This is a genomic window from Klebsiella sp. B345 (assembly GCF_051131735.1).
Taxonomy (GTDB): Bacteria; Pseudomonadota; Gammaproteobacteria; order Enterobacterales; family Enterobacteriaceae; genus Klebsiella.
Genome location: NZ_CP180443.1, coordinates 934169 through 950998 on the forward strand (window position 1 = coordinate 934169; position 16830 = coordinate 950998).

The 16830-nt window shown below is 51.8% G+C and carries 15 protein-coding genes and 1 pseudogene; 10 read left to right on the forward strand and 6 right to left on the reverse strand.

Translation table 11 applies throughout. The features are described from left to right. Positions 1 to 38: 38 nt before the first annotated feature. Positions 39 to 365 (reverse strand): carboxymuconolactone decarboxylase family protein, encoded by a 327-nt coding sequence (locus tag ACMYSO_RS04390; RefSeq protein WP_300005256.1) that lies wholly within the window; start codon positions 363 to 365, stop codon positions 39 to 41. Positions 366 to 406: 41 nt separating this feature from the next. Beyond that, positions 407 to 1846: an NAD-dependent succinate-semialdehyde dehydrogenase gene (locus ACMYSO_RS04395; RefSeq protein WP_434669471.1), complete on the reverse strand. Its 1440-nt coding sequence runs from the start codon at positions 1844 to 1846 to the stop codon at positions 407 to 409. 121 nt (positions 1847 to 1967) lie between these two features. Here ACMYSO_RS04395 and ACMYSO_RS04400 point away from each other — a divergent pair, with 121 nt between their 5' ends. Further along, entirely contained in the window at positions 1968 to 2900 is a 933-nt protein-coding gene (locus tag ACMYSO_RS04400; RefSeq protein WP_434669472.1) for a LysR family transcriptional regulator, read from the forward strand. Between the two features lie 214 nt (positions 2901 to 3114). Then, positions 3115 to 3339 carry a hypothetical protein gene (locus ACMYSO_RS04405; protein WP_434669473.1) on the forward strand — a complete coding sequence of 75 codons (225 nt, stop codon included), beginning with the start codon at positions 3115 to 3117 and terminating at the stop codon, positions 3337 to 3339. A gap of 116 nt (positions 3340 to 3455) precedes the next feature. Here the strand turns inward: ACMYSO_RS04405 and ACMYSO_RS04410 are convergent, their stop codons facing one another. After that, positions 3456 to 3908 carry a GNAT family N-acetyltransferase gene (locus ACMYSO_RS04410; protein ID WP_434669474.1) on the reverse strand — a complete coding sequence of 151 codons (453 nt, stop codon included), beginning with the start codon at positions 3906 to 3908 and terminating at the stop codon, positions 3456 to 3458. A 186-nt stretch (positions 3909 to 4094) separates the two neighbouring features. Further along, positions 4095 to 4202, reverse strand: a pseudogene (locus ACMYSO_RS04415) (DNA mismatch repair protein MutT); the annotation flags it as partial. A gap of 224 nt (positions 4203 to 4426) precedes the next feature. Between ACMYSO_RS04415 and ACMYSO_RS04420 the strand changes: the two are divergent. From ACMYSO_RS04420 to brnQ, 8 genes are all read left to right on the forward strand, one after another. Continuing rightward, a complete protein-coding gene (locus ACMYSO_RS04420; protein ID WP_434669475.1) occupies positions 4427 to 5788 on the forward strand; it encodes a YncE family protein in 1362 nt (453 codons plus the stop codon). A gap of 334 nt (positions 5789 to 6122) precedes the next feature. Beyond that, complete coding sequence (locus ACMYSO_RS04425; RefSeq protein WP_434669476.1) at positions 6123 to 6677, forward strand: sigma-70 family RNA polymerase sigma factor; 555 nt, start codon at positions 6123 to 6125, stop codon at positions 6675 to 6677. 7 nt (positions 6678 to 6684) lie between these two features. Next, a complete protein-coding gene (locus tag ACMYSO_RS04430; protein WP_434669477.1) occupies positions 6685 to 7662 on the forward strand; it encodes a FecR domain-containing protein in 978 nt (325 codons plus the stop codon). 99 nt (positions 7663 to 7761) lie between these two features. Continuing rightward, entirely contained in the window at positions 7762 to 10257 is a 2496-nt protein-coding gene (locus tag ACMYSO_RS04435) for a TonB-dependent siderophore receptor (protein WP_434669478.1), read from the forward strand. A 63-nt stretch (positions 10258 to 10320) separates the two neighbouring features. After that, positions 10321 to 11985: an ABC transporter ATP-binding protein/permease gene (locus ACMYSO_RS04440; protein WP_434669479.1), complete on the forward strand. Its 1665-nt coding sequence runs from the start codon at positions 10321 to 10323 to the stop codon at positions 11983 to 11985. Between the two features lie 482 nt (positions 11986 to 12467). Next, the gene (locus ACMYSO_RS04445) at positions 12468 to 13199 is read left to right on the forward strand and encodes an AzlC family ABC transporter permease (RefSeq protein WP_434669480.1); all 732 of its coding nucleotides are present in this window, start codon (positions 12468 to 12470) and stop codon (positions 13197 to 13199) included. Further along, entirely contained in the window at positions 13196 to 13486 is a 291-nt protein-coding gene (locus ACMYSO_RS04450; protein WP_434669482.1) for an AzlD family protein, read from the forward strand. Before ACMYSO_RS04445 ends, ACMYSO_RS04450 begins: the two co-directional genes overlap by 4 nt. A 36-nt stretch (positions 13487 to 13522) precedes the next feature. Then, a complete protein-coding gene (brnQ, locus tag ACMYSO_RS04455; RefSeq protein WP_434669483.1) occupies positions 13523 to 14842 on the forward strand; it encodes a branched-chain amino acid transport system II carrier protein in 1320 nt (439 codons plus the stop codon). A gap of 344 nt (positions 14843 to 15186) precedes the next feature. Here brnQ and ACMYSO_RS04460 read toward each other — a convergent pair whose 3' ends face one another. Together ACMYSO_RS04460 and ACMYSO_RS04465 are read right to left on the reverse strand one after the other, a co-directional pair. Beyond that, complete coding sequence (locus tag ACMYSO_RS04460; protein ID WP_434669484.1) at positions 15187 to 15651, reverse strand: Lrp/AsnC family transcriptional regulator; 465 nt, start codon at positions 15649 to 15651, stop codon at positions 15187 to 15189. Between the two features lie 187 nt (positions 15652 to 15838). Beyond that, a complete protein-coding gene (locus ACMYSO_RS04465) occupies positions 15839 to 16756 on the reverse strand; it encodes a LysR family transcriptional regulator (protein ID WP_434670734.1) in 918 nt (305 codons plus the stop codon). Positions 16757 to 16830 lie beyond the last annotated feature (74 nt).

Consider the following 16830-nt stretch of genomic DNA (forward strand, 5'->3'; position numbering starts at 1 on the left):
TTCTGTTTCCCGCAATAAGAAGATGGATAGCCTGTCGTTCAGGCCTGTTCGTCAAACGTGGCATTGGCATAGCCAGATGCGGTAATCGCTGCCGGAAAGCCTGCGTAAAACGCCATGTGCGTAATCAGGGCGGAAATTTCTGTTTTGGTCAGACCGTTTTCAATGCCGCGACGCAAATGGGCTGGTAGCTCATTAGAGTGATTCAGCGCGATAAGACAGGCGATGGTAATCAGACTTCGGTCGCGCGGTGCCAGGTCCGGATCTGTCCAGACATCGGAATACAGCGGTTGCTCAACGAAGTCGGAAAGTTTAGGGGTAAATGCGCGGGCAGCTTCACGCGGGCGAGTAAAATCAACAGGTTTCATGGTCAGTTCCTCTTATATTCTGTCATTAGCGATAGTGTGTTTTAGATTTGGCTGATGAATTTATTCACCAGGTAATGGCCAATACCTTCCCGCCCCCCCTCAGAGCCATGCCCGCTTTCTTTCATGCCGCCGAAAGGCAGTTCCGTCGCCACCATGCGGTACTGATTAATGCCGATCATTCCGGCTTCAAGGCCATCGCCAACATCCAACACGGTACGGGCGTCACGCGTAAAAGCGTAAGCTGACAGGGCATACGGCAGACGGTTTGCTTCTGCCAGCCCGTCTTCAATCGCGTCGAACGGATGCATCACGGCAATCGGGCCAAAGGGTTCTTCATGCATGATCCGCGCCTCCATCGGCACATCGGCAAGCACCGTGGGTTCAAAGAAAAAGCCCGGACGGCTGAGCCGTTTCCCGCCGGTGAGCACTTTCGCACCCAGGGCGACAGCATCGGCAATCAGCGCTTCCATTTTTTCCAGTTGGCGGATATTCGCCAGCGGCCCCACCAGGGTGTTTTCCGCCAGGCCATCGCCGATAACCAGTTGTTCCGTCGTACTCACAAAGCGTTCGACAAACTGTTTGTAAACGCCGCGCTGAATCAGAAAGCGGGTTGAAGAGATACAAATCTGCCCGGTACCCCGGAAGCGGTTAGCCGCCCCGCCGGCCGCCGCCGCGTCAATGTCTGCATCAGCAAAAACCAGTACCGGCCCATGGCCGCCCAGCTCCAGGGTTATCGGTTTAACGCCAGCTGCTGCACGTTCAGAAAGCAGACGGCCTACCGGAACAGAGCCAGTGAATGCCACTTTGCGAATCACCGGTGAGGCGATAAGCGTGGCGGAAACCTGATCCGGCACGCCAAATACAATTTGCAGAACGCCTTTAGGCAAACCGGCATCATCCAGGCAGCGTGCCAACGCCAGCGCCGTCGCCGGGCTCTCTTCCCCGGGTTTCAGGATCACACTACAACCTGCGGCCAGTGCTGCTGATAATTTGCGTGCCGGGGTAATGGCCGGGAAATTCCACGGGGTGAACGCAGCAACCGGGCCAATCGGTTCTCTTTTGACCAGTTGCAGGACACCAGGGCGATTTGACGGTACAACGCGGCCATCAATGCGACGCGCTTCCTCAGCGAACCACTCAAAATAGTCGGCTGCCCGTAGCACTTCGTCGCGGCTTTCATACAGGGGTTTACCTTCTTCCAGCGTCATCAGCGTGGCGATATGTTCAGCGCGTTCGCGCATCAGGACTGCGGCATTCTTCATTATGCGGGCGCGTTCGGCAGGCACGGTATGGCGCCAGACGTCAAAGCCAGAGCGGGTGGCGGAAAGAGCACGTTCAAGGTCGTCGGCAGTCGCCAGCGGCAAGCGGCCGATGGTGACTTCGGTTGCCGGGTTAATCACTGCGACGGTGTCGCGATTACCCGTTTCAATCCAGTTACCGTCGATGAAAAGATAAAGGGGATCGTATTGATGGTTTTGCATGGTCGATATCCTCAGTGTGTGCGTGTTTGTGTAACGTCATTTGGCTGAGGGGATATTAAGTTCAGCGCACATCACTGATAAGATGGCTTCTCCCCACAACAGCTATGCAAGAAATGCACAGATGCAATCAGAGAAATTTGCCGAGTTCCTTGGCGTCTTTGTCGATGTCGCTCGTGAGAGCAGCTTTTCGGGTGCCGGTCGTCGTCGTGGACGCACGCCCTCCTCAATAGGACGACAGATTGATGCGCTGGAAGCCTATCTGGATACCCCGCTTTTTTTGCGATCTACGCGGCATTTAACCCTGACGGATGCCGGGGAAATGTTGCTGATTCGCGCCAGACAGATCCTCGATTCACTGGAAGATACGCAGCAGGAACTGGCGTCAATGAAAGGTGAAGTAACCGGTGTGCTGAGAGTGGCGTGTTATCCCACATTTGGTAAACGCTATGTACTGCCGGTGATGGCGAAACTCTCCCGCCAGTATCCGGAGCTGAGCCTCGATTTGGATCTGACCGAACGGCTGGCAGACCCCGTTGCTGAACGCCTTGATGTTGTTATTCGCATTGGCGATATGGCCGACAGCACGCTGATAGCCAGCAAAATAGCGACACAAATACGCGTGCTGTGCGCAAGTCCAGCCTATCTCGAAAACGCTGGGATTCCCGCCTCGCTGGATGAAGTCGCATCCCATCGTTTAATCGATAAAATGCACGGTGCTGATCTGCTTTGCTGGTCGAGCGTAATTGGCCATCCGGCCAGAGAAAACACCCACTTGCCCATGTTTGGCTGTGACGATTTCGAAGCAATGCGTCAGGCTGCGGTTGAAGGGCTGGGGATCGCGTTCCTGCCGGACTGGGTGGCGGGAGATGACATTAACAGTGGCGCGCTTGTCCAGCTCTTCCCGGAACTTGCTTCTCAACCACACATGTCCACAGGAATATATGCATTACGCGCACTACGCCACCCGCCTGCCAGAGTCACGGTATTTCTCGATGCATTGCGTGAATTCATCGGACACCCTGCAAAATGGTCAACACTACACTGCCAGGTCTGACGACATAATCAACATTGTCTTTTTTACACTATACGAACGTCCGCTCTTCGCTCATCGCTGCCAGTCAGATAGCAGGGGAACAAACTGCCATGGACAGAATCACCACAAAATCCACCAGAACGAAAACGAACATTACCCCTACATCTAGTGGTGGCTACGTGAAGGTGGTTCATCTATTCTGCTTGTATCAGCGGGCTGGCCGGAGTCACTCTTTGTGGATAATCCCATCCTTCAGAAAACCATCATTATCTTTATTCTCATCCTGTGGGTAATCGATGAATTCAGGGTCAGGAAAAGAAAATGTTCTGACCCCGCTATTGAAGCAGCTGATGCCAGAGAACGCCATGAATGGCGCTATCTCAGATGGGGGGGCCGGACTATACAAGTGGCAGCGACAGTGTATATCTTCGTTCAGCTGATTCAGGTATTACTGAGATAAATGCCACAGGCAGGTACAACTGGACAGAAACATCTACTTTCCAGTTGAGCCTCGGTGATCGCCGTTATGTAGGTCACCTGAGTGCCAGGAGCAGAAGTCAGGTCCGATAAATACATTCAGCACAATGACTTTGAGAAACAGACTGCCTCTTCTCTGCCAATGTATGGGCCATAATTATCAATACGAACATATCCATTTTTCTCGTAAAAATTGACGGCCCGGCGGTTGATATGTCGGGTTTCCAGCTTCAGCTCTCGATATCCCATCTGCTTTGCAGAGGTTTCCAGAAAAGTAAGTAATGTACTACCCACGCCTGGCTCGCTTCGGTCTGAAAACATTCTTTTAAGCTCAGCTATGTTTTGCGTTAATGGCCGGATTGCACCGCATCCTATCGCATCCCCGTGTGCATTTTTTGCCAATACCCATAATGCTTTGTCATTGTTCATAGCTTCAACGGTGAAATTGGTTTTGCCATTATCGCCAGTAATAGCGGCAAGTTCAGCGGAAAGCCTTTCAATTAAGCGATGGGATTCTGAAGAAAATGGATCTGATTTCTCTACTGTTATCATGGTTGTATCCTGCAAAGAGAGTTCAATCAGAATAAAGTACACTGCCTGAAAAATCATCATCATAAAACTGGTAATAGGGCAACGCAGATCCCTGGCTTTGTTGAGGATGCAATGTCCTCTCCTCGCTCCTCGCAGACCTTCAGCTCAGCCAGCTCGTCCGTTTCCTGCCAAATGCGGAAATTAAGGTCATTTCGAACCGTTAACGGTTAATTTGCTTTCAAGTATGTTGATGATCATATCGAGTGGAAAGATTATTTCGTTGGTATGTCTGAGCTCTTCTATTGTCCACCAGTGACATGCCCCCAACCAAAAACCGCAACCCGTTTTCCCACTATACAGCCAAGGCCCCGCATTTATGATACCACTCAAACAGTAATGATAACTATTTGCATCAATATGCTATGTTGAACACGCTTATAACAAGACTTGGTTCTCATGGCGGAAGATAAGACTCATCGCGTGGGGAAAAACCTGTGGCTGCGTTGAGATGCAGCATCAATACAATTTATGGAGATAAGATGAGAAGAATTTCAGTCCGGTCAGTGCTGTTGGCCTCCACTATTGCGATGTCAACCGCCACAACGGCATACGCCGATAGCCAATGGGCAGCCGCCACCACTACCTTCCCTGGTAATATCCGTGCCGGGTCACGGGAAGTTCCCGTCAAGCCTGGAGATAAAACGGTTGTAGCCATTAAGAACCTGCAGGCGGGCACGACCGTCACCATGCTCAATGGCACTGAAGTCCTGACGCCAAAACCACTGACTGCCGATGAAAAAGGAAATCTCAATATTCCGCTGACCGTTCCGGCCGATGCCGCTACAGGCCTTCATCCACTCACTGTTATTACGCAAAATCCCGCGAGCGTTTCGCAGATCATGTTGAAATTGTCCCAGATTGTCCCGCCAAAAAACACGGAGGCTTTCAGGCTACAAACAACGTCCGTCGGTGAGCGAGCTTACCAGTCGGCAGTGTCGGCTGACGGGAAGCTGTTCGTGACCTCTGCACGCGGCCCGAAGGATGGTAGCCGCCTAATGAGACTGAACGCCGGAACCCTGGCTATCGAAGCGGAGGCAACACTGCCTAAAGACAAAAAAGGTGAGCAGATTGGTGTCTTCGGCGTCGGTGTTGATAACGCCCATAATCAAGTCTGGACGACGAACACTCTTGCCGAGACGGTGACCGTCTATGACGCAAAAACGCTTTCCGTCGTGAAGGTTTTCCCGGAGGGATCGGTCTCGCATCCACGCGATGTGGTTATTGATGAAGCCAACAATCGGGCCTATGTCAGCGCGGCTCTGACCGGTTTTGTCGAAGTGTATGACACCAAAACGCTGGAGCACATCGGTCAGTTGGAGTTTGTGGTGGAGCGTGGCAAAAACCTGTTTAACAGTACCGATCTTACCCTCGATAGCGCTGGCGGCAAGCTCTACGGCGTCAGCCGCGATACGCCATGGGTAGGCTGGATTGATCTCAAAACCGGCAAGAGTACGACGGTGAAAGTACCTCAGGCGCAGGGCGCAACCGACATCGCTCGCGATCCGCAGACTGGCCGTCTTTATGTCGCGTCCCAGGAGACGAACAATGTCGTGGTTCTTGATGCGGACGGTAAGGTACTTGCGGATACCTATATTGGTGCCGGGGGCGTATCTGTCGTCTGGGATCCGCTGACGTCGCAAGTTTTCGCGGCCACGCGTGCAGGCGGAACCGTAGCAGTGCTGAACAAGGACGGTAAACTGGTCGCTAATATCCCGGTGGATGATACGCCAAACAACCTGACCGCCGGGTCTGATGGCGCCGTTTATCTGGTGTCTATGTATGGCTCGACCGGGGATAAAGTTCAGACAGGCTCAGTGACGAAAATCACCGCCCAAAAATAACGGCATTATTATTCCCCCCTGGCCGCCTGTTGGCTGGGGGTATGTTTTCAGCATATCTGAACGGTATTCACGTCCTCTTACCCGAGGCACTCTGACGCCCATCACGCTTCATACACACGAATTTACAACAATTACTCCGCGCAACAATATCTGCCGCACCAGCTGCCCATAAATGGCGCCGATTAGCTAAAGACCAGAAGTCATGCCACGAGTCTGCCGCTGCCCACTAAAAGCGCCTGATGAGGTGGGTTTTACTTGCACATAATTGTAATGAAAATCGTTCTCAATTAAAATGTGATATAAATCACTCAATTTGGAAACCTGAGAACCTGATATGTCCGCCATTGATGCCTCATCTCCATCAGAAATCCATCAACTGTACCTGCATCATCACAGCTGGTTGCGAGGGATCCTGCGTAAACGATTAGGTAACCTCAGCGATGCCGCCGACCTGGCCCACGATGTTTTTATCCAGTTGCTGCTAAAGCCCCGATGTTTTGACAGCAACGAAGGTGCGAGGGCCTATTTGAGCGTAATGGCGCATGGTATGTGTGTCGATCTGTGGCGACGCAAAGAGTTAGAAAAAGCATGGCTTAACACGATGCAACTCCGCGCCAACACCATCGTGATTTCCACTGAACATCAAGTGTTGATACTGGAAACATTGTATGAGGTTGACACCATGCTGCGCAGCCTGCCGGAAAAAGTGCGCACCACGTTCATTATGTCGCAGATTCAGGGGATGACTTACGCGCAAATAGCTTTGGCCTTACAGGTTTCCGAAAGAATGGTGAAAAAATACATGGCAAAAGCAATGCTTCACTGCATATTGCTGGAAGCGGAACTGTCAGACGCCACGGCGGGTGTCTCGTCTGTGGGCTCTCGTTAACGCCGCGATGACAGACTCCCTCCCCCACAAACCTGATTATCTGGCGCTACAGCAAGCCGCAGAGTGGTATGCACAACTGCTTGAGGCCGAACCGCAGGCTGAAATCCATCAACGCTGGCGTGCCTGGCTTGACGCGTGTGAAGAGAATCGCCACGCCTGGCGTTATGTGCAAACCGTCAGCCAGCGTTTCCAACCGCTGAGTGGTGGGCTTGCTTCAGCCGCGGCAGATACCCTGCTGTTACCTTCTACGATCATGGGGCGCCGGCGGGCCCTAAAACTGAGCGTGCTGTTCGCTTCCGGCTCCTTGCTCTCATGGCTAACTTACCGCCACACGCCGCTGCGTGAATCGCTGCTTGCTGTCACCGCTGACTACCACAGCGCCACAGGCGAAATAAAACAGCTGACCCTGCAGGATGGCACGCGCCTGTGGCTGAACACAGCCAGCGCTGTTGATGTGCGCTACGATGGGCAGCGCCGGCAAATTGTCCTGATATCGGGCGACCTGTTAATCGACACCGCTCGCGATACGCGGCCATTTTTTGTCTCAAGCGAACAAGGCCAGATGCAAGCATTGGGTACCCGTTTCAGCGTGGAACAACATGATGGCTTTACTCACCTGGCAGTTTACAGCGGTACCGTTGAAGTTTCTGCGCAGCGTGGACACGTTGTACGCCGGGTCAATGCGGGCCAGCAGCTGGATTTTGATCGCTACGGCACGGGGGCGTTGTCCCCTAATGCACATGTTGACGCTGGTTGGTCGCAAGGCGTATTGCAGGCGAATAACACCCCGCTTGGCGAAATTATTAAGCAGCTGGCTCGCTACCGACACGGCTATCTGGCCTGCGACCCGGATGTTGCCGATCTGCGGGTGATGGGCGCGTTCCCACTGTCAGACACGGACAAGTCGCTGGCGATGCTGGCACACATTTTCCCTGTGCGCATCCACCGACGTTTTTCCTGGTGGGTGACGGTGGAAAAGCGTTGACCCCCAATTTTTTGATCTTCCCGGTTCCCTTTTTACCGTTCTCCTTCGATTCACTAGAAAACCTCCTTGTTTTTCACTCTGGGTAGAAGGTAAATCGGTATGTCGCTTACATCATTGATCTCATCATCCGGCGCAAGCCGAACCCCCACCCCGCTCGCGGTTGTCATTCGGTTATTACTCTGTGGTACACCGCTGCTGATCGCGCCTGGTTTTGCACAGGCGACAGTTCAACCATCGCGCGTCTACGCTATTCCTGCCGGGCAGTTGAACCAGCAGCTTAGCCAGTTTGCCGCTCAGTCAGGGGTGTATCTGGCAGGCGACGCCAGTCTGGCGACCGGGAACGGTACAGCGTTGACGGGGAACTATGGCGTAGAAGAGGGATTTGGCATTTTACTTGCCGGCAGCGGCCTGCAGGCAGTACGACAGTCCAACGGATCCTATGTGTTAGAAAAAATATCCTCGGACGATGAGATGTTGGTGTTGGCAAGCGTCAATCAGAATGGCGTCACGGAAGGATCAGGATCCTACACCACGCGCAGTATGAATACCGCCACGGCGCTGAACCTGTCGCCACGCGAAACGCCGCAGTCGGTGAGCGTGATGACGCGCCAGCGCATGAACGACCAGAGCATCACCTCGCTGGACGAAGCGATGGGACAAAGTACCGGGGTTAACGTCGTTAATCAGAATGGCTTTCAGGTGAAATACGAATCACGTGGGTTCGTGATGGACAACATCAAGGAGGATGGCGTCAACGCCTCCACCCAAAACAGCGTGATGAACGCTTTTCAGGCATCAAGCGAATCGCCCGATATGGCAATTTATGATCGGGTGGAGATTCTGCGAGGTGCCTCTGGCCTGACCCAAGGGAGCGGCGAACCTGGCGGCACGGTGAATCTGGTGCGTAAGAAACCCACTTATCAATTCCAGGGGTACAGCAGTGTCAGTGCAGGCAGCTGGGACAACTACCGCGGCGAAATGGATATTTCAGGGCCGTTAAATGATGATGCTACTCTGCGCGGCCGCGTGGTAGGCGTATATCAGAACAAACAAAGCTTTGTGGATTATATTCATAGCGAACGCAATGTGCTGTACGGCGTGCTGGCCTACGACCTTACGCCCGATACCATTGTGACGACAGGCATCAACTGGCAGAAGACTCGCTCGGTACCTGACATCTATGGTGTTCCGTTCGCCACCGACAAAAGCAGTCTGAATCTGCCTCGTTCAACCTATCTGGGCGCCAGCTGGAACCGCGTCAGTTTTGAAAAAATCAATCCGTTCGTTGAGCTTGAACATATTTTTGCCAACGACTGGATGTTGAAAAGCGCCCTCAACTACACCCACTCCCGCTCCGACGGCAGGTATATCAGCGCATGGGGCAACAGTACGACAGGGGTCGATCCAGCCGTGGGCACGGGCAGGCTCAACAACAATCTGCGCTACGACAACAAAGGCGAACAGTGGGGTTACAACCTGAGCATGAGCGGCCCGTTTGAATGGCTGGGGCGCAGCCACGAACTGGTGTTCGGCGGTGATTACCAGAAAGAAAATTTCGACAACGAGTTTGGCAGGATCGCCAACACCGCTACGGTCGATATCTACAACTGGCAGCCAGAATCCGTGGCTGAACCTGACTGGTCGAATCTCGATCTTTACAACAGCCGCTACAACGATCGTTACAACGTTTATCAGCGCGGACTGTTCGCCACAACACGACTGGAACTGGCGGATGACTGGAAGTTGATCCTCGGTGGTCGATACAGTGCTTACAGCTATGACTACTACTATGACAACCACCGTAATAGCGCCTCCAACGAGCATAGCAGCCTGCACGTGCGCGATAAATTCGTCCCCTACGGCGGCCTGCTGTGGGATTTTGCCACTCACTATACCTGGTATCTCAGCTACGCGGACATCTACAAGCCGCAAAGCGAGCGGGACAGCAGCAACAACATTCTGCCCGCCATCACCGGCGTCAACTATGAAACAGGTGTGAAAGGCGAATTCCTGAATGGCGATCTGAACGCCTCGCTGGCGCTGTTCCGCATCATCCAGTCCAACCGTGCGCTTTCCGAGCCGGACAGTTCTGTCTGTGTCGATGCTGACAGCGGTTGCTACAGTGCTGAGGGGAAGGTGCGCAGTCAGGGCGTCGAGCTGGAAATAGCCGGTAAACTCACCGAAGGCTGGCAGATTCAGGCAGGCTACACGCTGACCAACAGTAAATACCTCGAGGCCACGGAGAGTCAAAAGGCCGCTGGATTCAGCCCGCGTACGCCGAAGCACATGTTCAAGCTGTACAGCAGCTACACGCTGCCTGGCGAGTTAAACCAGTGGACTATCGGCGCAGGCCTGACGGCGCAGACCGCCACAGCAACCTACATTAACCGGACCTACGGACTGTATCAGGGGGGTTACACTCTGCTGAACGCCAACGTGAGCTACCGCTACAGCGATAACCTGAGCTTTAACCTGGTGGGCAACAACCTGACTGACAAGGTCTACTACCGCAATCTGGTCAACCGCCACCTTGGCGGCAACAACTTTTACGGCGATCCACGCAACTTTATGCTGACGGCAAAATACACGTTTTGATTGCCGGACCTCCCTCTCAATGAAACGCGGCCTGCCACTGGCAGGTCGCTGGCTTGACACCCGATGCAAACACTTAAACGCTTTTATCACCTGATGTCCCCTTTCTGGTGTGCCCGCAGTGCAGCCCTGCACTGGCTTTTACTATTGACCATCGTCGGCCTGACATTATCGGTGGTAGCCATCAGCGTGTTGTATAACAACTGGAGCAAAGATTTTTATGATGCGTTGGCCGATTATTTCCAGCACGCCTCTATTGCGACTTTAGCACTGCGCTATACGGGCTATACCATGCTGTTTGTGTTGACTATCGTCTGCGGTAACTGGCTTAAAAAATTGCTGATCATACGTTGCCGCCGTGAAATGACGCAGCGTTTCGAGCAGATGTGGTTGGCAGGCGGCGCCCACTATCGACTCAGTATGACCAGCGAGCCGGACAATCCGGACCAGCGAATTGCCGAAGACATCAACCTGTTGATGACACAGAGTCTGGAGATGTTGCTTTCGCTGGTAAAAAATATCGCCCGTCTGTTTTCATTCATCGCTATTCTCTGGCAGCTGTCCGGCGTACACACACTGCACCTCAGCGATGGCTATACCATAACCATCCACGGATATCTGGTGTGGATCGCGCTGGGCTATGCTGCGTTGAGCAGCGTACTGGCTCATCTGTTCGGCCGTCATTTGCATGGACTCAACGTGGCACAACAGCACGCTGAAGCGGACTACCGTTCCACGCTGTTGCGCATACGGGAACATGGCGAGCAGATCGCGTTCTACCGCGGGGAAGAGGCTGAGCATGTGCGAATGCGGCAACGTTTTCAGACCATCACAAAAAACTGGCGCCACCTGATGGGCCAGGAGTTCAGGCTGGAGACGTTTACCACTCTCTACTTCCGCTTTAGCCTGATGATCCCGGTATTTGCCGTGTTGCCACTATACCTGACGCGTCTGGTCTCGCTGGGAGCAATCATGCAGGCCCGAGCCGCCTTCGGCTACGTGCTGGACGCCTTTGGTTGGTTTATCGACTCCTATCGCCAGCTGGCGCGATGGTCCGCCACCGTAGAGCGGCTGTGGGAATTCCAGAGCAGCCTGCAGCATTTACCGATATCGCCGGCAATACCCTGTTCAGGCACAGCCCTGGACATCTTCGGGCTGACCGTGCGCCACGCCGACGGTACAGCCTTGTTTTTCCCCTTTACAGCTACGCTCTTACCGGGTGAATGGGCCGTACTTTCAGCACCCAGCGGTAGCGGCAAGACGACGCTACTGCGCGCGTTGGCTGGTTTATGCCCCGCCGCATCGGGACAATGGAGTCTTCCGAAAGGAGGTATGCTGTGCCTGCCGCAAAAAACCTATCTGCCGCAGGACACGCTACGTCGCGTGTTGAGCTATCCGCTGACGCAAACACCGGATACGCCGCAACTACGACATGTGTTAACCCAGGTTGGCCTACCATCACTCTGCCGTCGGTTGGATGAGGTATGTGACTGGGGGCGCGTATTGTCGGGCGGCGAGCAACAACGTCTGGCGTTGGCCCGCGCCCTGTTATTGCAGCCTGCGTTGTTGTGTCTGGACGAGGCAACCAGCCATCTGGACGACGCGGCTGCTATTGACCTACTCGGGCTGTTGCAAGAGGCGTTACCAGAGACGATAGTTCTGGCCATCAGCCACCAACCTGCAGTCTTCGAACTCTTTGAGCATCATTGGGTGTTAGAGCCGCGGCACTAGCATCGTAAAGGCTAGGTCAACCATTCACGCACTGCGAACGCGGGCATTGTGACCTTGTTTCTTTCCGTTCCGTGCCAGGAGCGGACGTTGGGGGTGCCAGAGACTCTCTAAAAATTGATGGTTCGTTTTGCTGGGATACTTACAGCAAAAGTCTCGGTTGTTCAGAGAATTTGGCAGCATTGTACTATCAGATAAAGAGATTTGGTGTGGCCTGAGCTATCCCTTAAAGCTCAGCGAATAATGGATGCACTTCAGGAATCGGCCCAGTCTGTTGGTTGCTATATCTTAATAAAGTGAGCCATGCAGGCTATAAAATAATCTGAGCCAATGATTATTTTATAGAAATAACTATCTGAGCAATAATTTGCGATAAATGGTAAAAAATTCGCAATTTAATACCCAAAAAATCTAAATTCAAGGAATAATCGCAACCCTGTTTCATTTGAATCGACCTAGAATAACTGGCGTTAAGGAGGTCAGTTATGTCAAACGATATGCGCTATTTTACACTGCGATTCGATTCAGAGTTCAGACGTGGAGCAATCACGTCATTGCCTGTTCTGCTTGGTTTTATTCCCTTTGGCCTATTGTTAGGTACACAGGCTACACAAAAAGGATTGTCAGTTGGCTCGCTAGCGCTGATGACGGGCCTGAATTTTGGTGGCGGTTCGGAGTTTGCTGCGATTGCTTTGTGGAGCACTCCCCCTCATCTTCTGACCATATTACTGATCAGTATGCTGGTTAACAGTCGTCATCTGGTAATGGGGGCTTCGCTTACCCCCTATATTCGACACCTTCCTCGGCGAAAAGCCCTTCCGGCTCTGTTTTTAATGTGTGATGAAAGCTGGGCAATAAGTATGGCTGATGCCCGGCAGCGTCAGGTTTCAGGTGTTGCTGAATACTTTAGTCTGGCATTTTATCTCGGGCTTGCCGGTTCTATGTGGCTTATCTGGATTGGTTCAACCGTTGCTGGGGCGCTAATGGGTTCGCAACTGGGTGATATTACGCGCTTTGGATTTGATATGGCGTTTCCTGCAGTATTTTTTGTTCTGCTTAAAGGGATGTGGAAAGGCGGAGAAACCGTATTCCCCTGGCTGGTGAGTCTGGTCTGCGCGGGGGTAACCTGGCACTTTGTCCCCGGCGCTGCTTATGTTCCGGTAGGAGCGATCAGTGGCATTGTCACAATTCTTGTTCTGCACAGGAAGCCTACATGAGTCTCACAATTCTAACAATCGTGCTTATGGGTATAACCACGTGGTTGACACGTATTACAGGATATCTAGTGCTGCGCGACAAAGTCTTAAGTCCACGCCTGAGGGCCGTGATGGAGATCGCCCCTGGTTGCGTCCTGATTACGGTCATTGCACCTCATTTTGTTACAACAGAACCGGCTGACATGTTGGCGTTACTGATTTCACTGTTGGCTGCAATGCGCTTTTCACTGCTTCCGGTGGTGCTAATTAGTGTCATTGTAAGCGCTATATTACGTCACCTGCTTTAGCTGCCGACGCTTCTGCAAAAAATACAGATAGAAAAAATGAAAACATTTCGTATCAGAGACATTCTTATTCTTGGGTTTATGAACTTCGCGTTGTTTGTTGGCGCCGGGAATATTATTTTCCCTCCATTTATTGGTTTACAAGCAGGTACATCTGTTTGGCCTGCCGCAGCAGGTTTTTTACTAACAGGGGTTGGTTTGCCGGTGGTCACCGCAATAGCGATGGCAAAAGCTGGCGGGTCCATGGCTGTTATTACGCAACCGCTAGGTAGATTGCCTGGTATTATCCTGACTGTTATCTGCTATCTCTGTATTGGACCGCTATTTGCGACTCCGCGAACAGCTACCGTCTCATACGAACTGGCTTTACAACCATTTATCGGCAATGAACGCGGTCTGCTTCCCTGGAGTCTGGCTTACTTTCTGATTGTAGCTGTGATTTCACTCTATCCAGGCAGATTGCTGGATACTGTCGGAAAAATATTGTCGCCAGTTAAGATCGTTGCGCTGATAATCCTTGCGATGACTGCTCTTTATTTACCAGCGGGCAAGCCACAGGCGCCTGTTGGATTTTATGCGACAGCTGCATTTTCTCAAGGCGTGACTAACGGTTACCTGACAATGGATACGCTGGCTGCTTTGGTATTTGGCCTGGTTATTGTCAATGCAATTAAATCACGCGGTGTCAGCTCTGTAAAACTGATAACACGCTACGCTATATTCTCCGGAATAATCGCTGGTTTCGGGCTGGTGCTCGTTTATCTCAGTATGTTCCGACTTGGCACAGATAGTGCTGAACTCATTAAGAACGCAACAAATGGCGCCCAAGTACTGAGTACTTACGTCAATTTCAGCTATGGCAGCAGCGGCAGTCTTTTTCTTGGTTTGTTAATCACACTTGCCTGTATGGTTACGGCAATTGGCCTGACCTGTGCCAGTGCGAGTTTCTTCAGCAGTATTACTCGTATTAGTTATCGAGTTTATGTGTGGCTGTTTGTCATCTTCTCTATGCTTGTGTCTAACCTTGGTCTGACGCAACTCATCCGGATTTCCGCTCCGGCTCTGACTACTATTTATCCTGTCTTTATTGTTCTTGTTTTGACTTATTTTTTCCGCCACAGATTTAATTCCCCCTCACGCATGATTGTACCTGGGGTTATTTTGTCACTGTTGTTTGGTATTACTGATGTGTTGGAAACTATCGGTATTACATTCTGGCCGTTTAAACTGACACACTATCTCCCACTACATAATCAGGGGCTTGCCTGGGTATTTCCCTCGGTGATTGTCATGTCCTTAGGGGGACTACTGGATAAGATAAAAGGTCGGTCACATCATTCCCTGAAACAGGAAAACTGAAATGTGCTGTCAAGTAGTCAGGCATCCGGTGCAAGGTGCAGTGCTATACCCTTGTCTGATAGCGATAGCGGTGGCGGCGTTTATCTGCATTGAGAATGCAATTTGGCGCGTTGGTGACAGTTACCCCACAGTCCTGACGCAGGACAGATATGTTGATGATGAGATGTTGTTTAATTCATCCGTAGTTAGTGACATATGTAATTTGCCCCTGACAGCACCGGAGTTACGACGAAAACGAAATGGCCTTTTTCTTCGTTGCGGCACCCCTGGGATTGAGGGGATGTATCGTATTCTCTTATATCAAGCCAAGTAGTAATAAGCGGGCTTAGATAGCCCGCCGATTGCTATCTAAGGGGGAGTTCAGAGGTTTGTTTGATCGTTTGCATCGGGAGATCAGTTTTCAGGCTTTGAACACCACGAATACGAGCCAGATGATCAATCTGTAGTTTTCTGTAAGCGCTCAGACTCGACGTTACCACGCGCAACAGAAAGTCGCAGTCGCCAACCATCAAATGGCATTCTACTACTTCGGGTAATATTCTGACTTCCCGGCAGAAGTGTTCAACCGTTTCTTCATCCTGGCTGGTCAGCCATATTCGGACAAATATAGTCATATCCAGGCCAAGTGACTGAGGGTTAAGTATGGCGACATAACGGCTAATAACACCCGTATCTTCCAGTGTCTTAACACGCCGTAGGCACGGGGAAGGTGAGAGTCCCACCTTCTCAGCCAGCACGTTATTCGCGATTCGGCCATCTTTTTGCAGTTCTTTCAGAATACGGAGATCTATTTCATCCACGATTAGCATTCACTATTATCATTTTCGATGATTAGTAATAAATTATGCCACAAAGTAGTCAAGTGGCGAACTTTTATACCAATTTTTTAATGGTGACCTGCTCCTTGTTGATCCACACAGAATGCTGTTAGCAACGTCTGCTCCTTGCTCAAAGCAGACCTTCACAGCGGTCAGTTAAGTGCCAGAAGCGGACCTGTTACCCTGGCCTGTGTACAACCCCATCTTCATTCCAAATTCTCAATGTATCGATAACCGCTCGCAGCGCGGGTGACACATTGCGGTGCGGATAATAGAGAAATGAGCCTTCCAGGCGTTGGCTGTAGCGTTGTAAAACTCTAATGAGTGAACCCTGTTCTAAATCATCGGACACCAACTCTTGCGGAACATAAGCCAGCCCCAGGCCCAATCTCGCCGCTTTGGCTTCCATATAGCTGTCGGCGAAAGCCCACTGCCCCTGTGGCCGGTGGGTGATTTTTTTACCATCCTGGTGAAGTTCCCATGCGTACTGGCTTCCGTCGCCAAACTGATAAGTAATGCAGGGATGAACCGCTAAATCTGCGGGGACTTGCGGAAAGCCATAGCGGCGAAAGTGATCCGGCGTACCGACAATGGCCATCTCCATATCGGGGGAAATACGAACAGCAATCATACCACTGCCTACTTCTGGCCCCAGACGCACACCGGCATCAAATCTCTCTGCGATAATATCGACAAACCGGCTTTCGCTGATGAGCTCCAACCGGATGTCAGGGTAGCGCTGCTTAAACATCGCAAGCTTCGGCAGGAGCAGCTTATCAATAGCGTGTTGACTCGCATTAATGCGTACCGTACCTGACGGGGACTGGCGATAATGGGCCATCGTGGCGAGTCCCATATCTAAAGCATCGAATCCTGACTCAAGGGTCCGGTAGAGTTGCTCACCGGCATGGGTGAGCGATAGTCTGCGCGTGGTACGCACCAGAAGCTGAACGCCCAATCGTTCTTCAAGTTCGCGTACAGCACGGCTTATTCCTGATTGTGCCAGGCTTAGGCGCTGTGCTGCGGCGGTAAAACTCCCTTCCCGTACCACCTGCATGAACAGGTATAAATCGTTATAGTTTTCCCGTTTCGCCATCATCCCGCTCCCGAAACCGCATCACTATTTAGAACATTATGATATTAATCCTAGCATTTTTCCCCATCTAATCA